Origin of the sequence: Streptomyces sp. NPDC059477, from assembly GCF_042749375.1 — a bacterium.
Lineage (GTDB): Bacteria > Actinomycetota > Actinomycetes > Streptomycetales > Streptomycetaceae > Streptomyces.
The window spans coordinates 54,475-58,132 of record NZ_JBHYUG010000053.1 but is presented as its reverse complement, the minus strand read 5'-3'; the positions used below and the strand labels follow the sequence as shown (position 1 = coordinate 58,132).

General features: G+C 70.0%; 3 protein-coding genes. All 3 read left to right on the top strand.

Annotated features, from left to right (window positions below; translation table 11 throughout):
* Window positions 1-113: 113 nt before the first annotated feature.
* Genes ACFXAZ_RS24900 through ACFXAZ_RS24890 form a run of 3 tightly spaced genes read left to right on the top strand, consistent with a single transcriptional unit; the run spans window position 114 to window position 3,444 of the window.
* The gene (locus ACFXAZ_RS24900; protein ID WP_384595313.1) at window positions 114-1,091 is read left to right on the top strand and encodes a carbohydrate ABC transporter permease; all 978 of its coding nucleotides are present in this window, start codon (window positions 114-116) and stop codon (window positions 1,089-1,091) included.
* Complete coding sequence (locus tag ACFXAZ_RS24895; RefSeq protein WP_384595310.1) at window positions 1,088-1,918, top strand: carbohydrate ABC transporter permease; 831 nt, start codon at window positions 1,088-1,090, stop codon at window positions 1,916-1,918. Before ACFXAZ_RS24900 ends, ACFXAZ_RS24895 begins: the two co-directional genes overlap by 4 nt.
* A gap of 8 nt (window positions 1,919-1,926) precedes the next feature.
* A complete protein-coding gene (locus ACFXAZ_RS24890) occupies window positions 1,927-3,444 on the top strand; it encodes a glycoside hydrolase family 3 protein (RefSeq protein WP_384595307.1) in 1,518 nt (505 codons plus the stop codon).
* Window positions 3,445-3,658 lie beyond the last annotated feature (214 nt).

Here is a 3,658-nt window from a genome sequence, read left to right as displayed (position 1 = left end):
CACCCCGCGCTCCCCCACACCTCACACACTCCGCCCCCCCGCCGGGCGGCCCCCCCCCCACCTTACCCCCCCCCACCCCGCGTTCGGCTAGGTCGAGAAGAGAGATCGCGAGCATGACCGTGCAGACCGAACGGCCGCCCTCGGATCAGGTACCGATCCGGAAGACCGATGGCGGAGTACCCGGCAGACCCAAGAAGCGCAGCGGCGACCTCGCGCCCTATCTGCTGCTGCTGCCGGCCATCGTGGCCACCGTGCTGCTGCTGGGCTGGCCGCTGCTGAAGGACCTTCTGCTGTCCTTCCAGAACCTCAACATGGCGCAGCTCATCCAGCGCGCCACCGAGTGGAACGGCCTCGACAACTACAAGGAGACCCTGACCGGAGAGGACTTCTGGCGGGTCACCCTTCGCTCGATCCTGTTCACAGCGGTCAATGTCGCCCTGATCATGGTCATCGGCGCGCTCATCGGTCTGCTGCTCGCCCGGCTGGGCAAGAAGATGCGGATCACCCTGCTGATCGGCCTGGTGCTGACCTGGGCCATGCCCGTGGTCGCCGCCACCACCGTCTACCAGTGGCTCTTCGCCCAGCGCTTCGGCGTCGTCAACTGGGTCCTGGACAAGCTCGGCTGGCACTCCATGGCCGACTACAGCTGGACCAGCAGCCAGATGTCGACGTTCTTCGTCGTCACCGTGCTGATCGTCTGGATGTCCATCCCCTTCGTCGCGCTCAACCTCTACGCGGCCACCACCACCATCCCCGGCGAGCTGTACGAGGCCGCCGCCCTGGACGGAGCCGGCGCCTGGCGCAGCTTCACCACGGTCACCATGCCGTTCCTGGGCCCCTTCCTCTACGCCACCACGTTCCTTGAGGTCATCTGGGTCTTCAAGGCGTTCGTGCAGGTCTTCACCTTCAACGGTGGTGGCCCCGACCGGCTCACCGAGATCCTGCCCGTCTACGCCTACGTCGAGGGCGTCGGTAACCAGCACTACGGCATGGGCGCGGCGATCGCCGTACTGACCATCCTGATCCTGCTCGGTATCACCGCCTACTACCTGCGGCTCGTGCTCAAGCAAGAGGAGGAGGGGGAGCTGTGAATCGCACGCTCTTCGGCCGAGTGTGGCCCAATGTCACGGCCATCATCCTGTTCATCGGCTTCGTCTTCCCCGTGTACTGGATGTTCTCCACGGCGTTCAAGCCGACCGGCGACATCATCTCCGAGAACCCGGTCTGGTTCCCGACCGACGTCACCTTCGACCACTTCAAGACCGCGGTCTCGGCGGACAACTTCTGGACGTTCGTCACCAACTCGTTCATCGTCACCATCCTCGCGGTCTCCTTCTCGCTGATGATCGCGCTCGCCGCGTCCTTCGCGCTGGCCCGGATGCGGTTCAAGGGGCGGCGCGGCTTCATCGTCGGCTTCATGATGGCGCAGATGGCGCCCTGGGAAGTCATGATCATCGCGATCTACATGATCGTGCGTGACGCGTCGATGCTGAACAGCCTGGTCCCGCTGACGCTCTTCTACACGATGATGATCCTGCCCTTCACCATCCTGACGCTGCGCGGCTTCGTCGCCGCCGTGCCGAAGGAGCTGGAGGAGTCCGCCATGGTCGACGGCTGCACCCGTGCCCAGGCGTTCCGCAAGGTCATCTTCCCGCTGCTCGCGCCCGGCCTGATGGCCACCTCGATGTTCGGCTTCATCACCGCCTGGAACGAGTTCCCGCTCGTCCTGGTCGTCAACAAGGAAGCCCACGCGCAGACGCTGCCGCTGTGGCTGAGCAGCTTCCAGAGCGTCTTCGGCAATGACTGGGGCGCCACCATGGCAGCCTCCACGCTGTTCGCGATCCCCATCCTCGTCCTCTTCCTCTACCTCCAGCGCAAGGTCGTCGGCGGCCTGACCGCGGGCGCCGTGAAGGGATAACGCCCACCGTGACGACCATCGCCAGCGAAACCGACACGCTCACGCGTGACGCCCTGACGGTCCTCCAGCCCGGCTTCCCCGGCACCACCGCCCCCGACTGGCTGCTGCGCCGGCTCGGCGAGGGCCTCGCCTCGGTGGGCCTGTTCGGCCGCAATGTCGCCTCGCCCGAGCAACTGGCGGCGCTCACCGCCCAACTGCGCGCCGAACGCGACGACGTCCTCGTCGCGATCGACGAGGAGGGCGGCGACGTCACCCGCCTGGAGGTCCGTACGGGCTCCTCCTTCCCCGGCAACCACGCCCTCGGCGCGGTCGACGACCCCGCCCTCACCCGGGACGTGGCCCACGAACTCGGCCGACGGCTCGCCGAGTGCGGCGTCAACTTCAACTGGGCGCCGTCCGCCGACGTCAACTCCAACGCCGACAACCCGGTGATCGGGGTCCGCTCCTTCGGCGCCGACCCCGAGCTGGTCGCCCGGCACACCGCCGCCTACGTCCAGGGCCTCCAGGCCGCGGGCGTGGCGGCCTGCGTCAAGCACTTCCCGGGCCACGGGGACACCTCCGTCGACTCCCACCACGCCGTGCCGCGCATCGACGTCGACGCCGAGGTGCTCGCCGTCCGCGACCTCGCCCCCTTCCGGGCGGGCATCGCGGCCGGCAGCCTCGCGGTGATGAGCGCCCACATCCTGGTCCCGGCGCTGGACCCGGACCGCCCGGCAACGCTGTCATCGGGCATCCTGACCGGTCTGCTGCGCCGCGAACTCGGCCATGACGGCCTGATCGTCACGGACGCCGTGGAGATGCAGGCCATCTCCGGCCCCTACGGCATCGAGCGCGGCACCGTCCTCGCGCTGGCCGCCGGTGCCGACGCGATCTGTGTGGGCGGCGGCCTCGCCGACGACGAGACGGTATGGCGGCTGCGCGATGCCATCGTGGCCGCGGTCCGTTCGGGCGACCTTCCGGAGGAACGGCTCGCGGACGCCGCCGAGCGGGTGCGCGCCCTGGCCCGCTGGACCCGGAACGGCTCCGCGCAGGGCTTTGCCGAGTCTGGCGCCGGGGCCGCTTCCGTCCCTCGGGACATCGGTCTGACGGCTGCGCGCAGGGCGTTGAAGGTGACGGCGGCGGAAGGTTTCTCCCCTTTGACCACAGCGCCGTACGTGGCGCTCTTCGCGCCGGTCGCCAATATCGCCGTGGGCGACGAGACGCCGTGGGGTCCGGTCGCCGACCTGGCCGAACTGCTGCCGGGCACGCGGTCCGCGACCTACACGGACGCCGACGCCGCCGGGGACATCCTCGCGGCTGCCGGGGAGCGCCCGCTGGTCGCCGTGGTCCGCGACGAGCATCGCCATGAGTGGATGTCCGACGCCCTCACCACGGTCCTGGCCTCGCGCCCCGACACGATCGTGGTGGAAATGGGCGTCCCGCAGGCACCCCCGAGGGGGGCTCTCCACATCGCCACGCACGGGGCGGCGCGGGTGTGCGGGCGGGCTGCGGCGGAGGCGATCGTGGGGGCGGTCGCGGGGGCCTGAGCCTGCGTCGCCGGGTGCGGGCGCGGGTGGGTGAGCGGGGGCTGGTCGCGCAGTTCCCCGTGCCCCTCCAGGGCGTACGAGCCGAAGGCGAACGGACTTCAAGCCGAGGTGTGAACCGAAAGGTGGGGGGGGGGGGGGGGGCGCGCGGGGGGGGGGGCGCGGGGGGGGGGGGGGGGGCCGGGCGCGCCCCCGGCGGGCCGCTCGAAGCCACCCA

Excerpts from the sequence above, each read along its gene's own strand:
- ACFXAZ_RS24900 (WP_384595313.1), top strand. The coding sequence starts at position 114 with ATGACCGTGCAGACCGAACGGCCGCCCTCGGATCAGGTACCGATCCGG.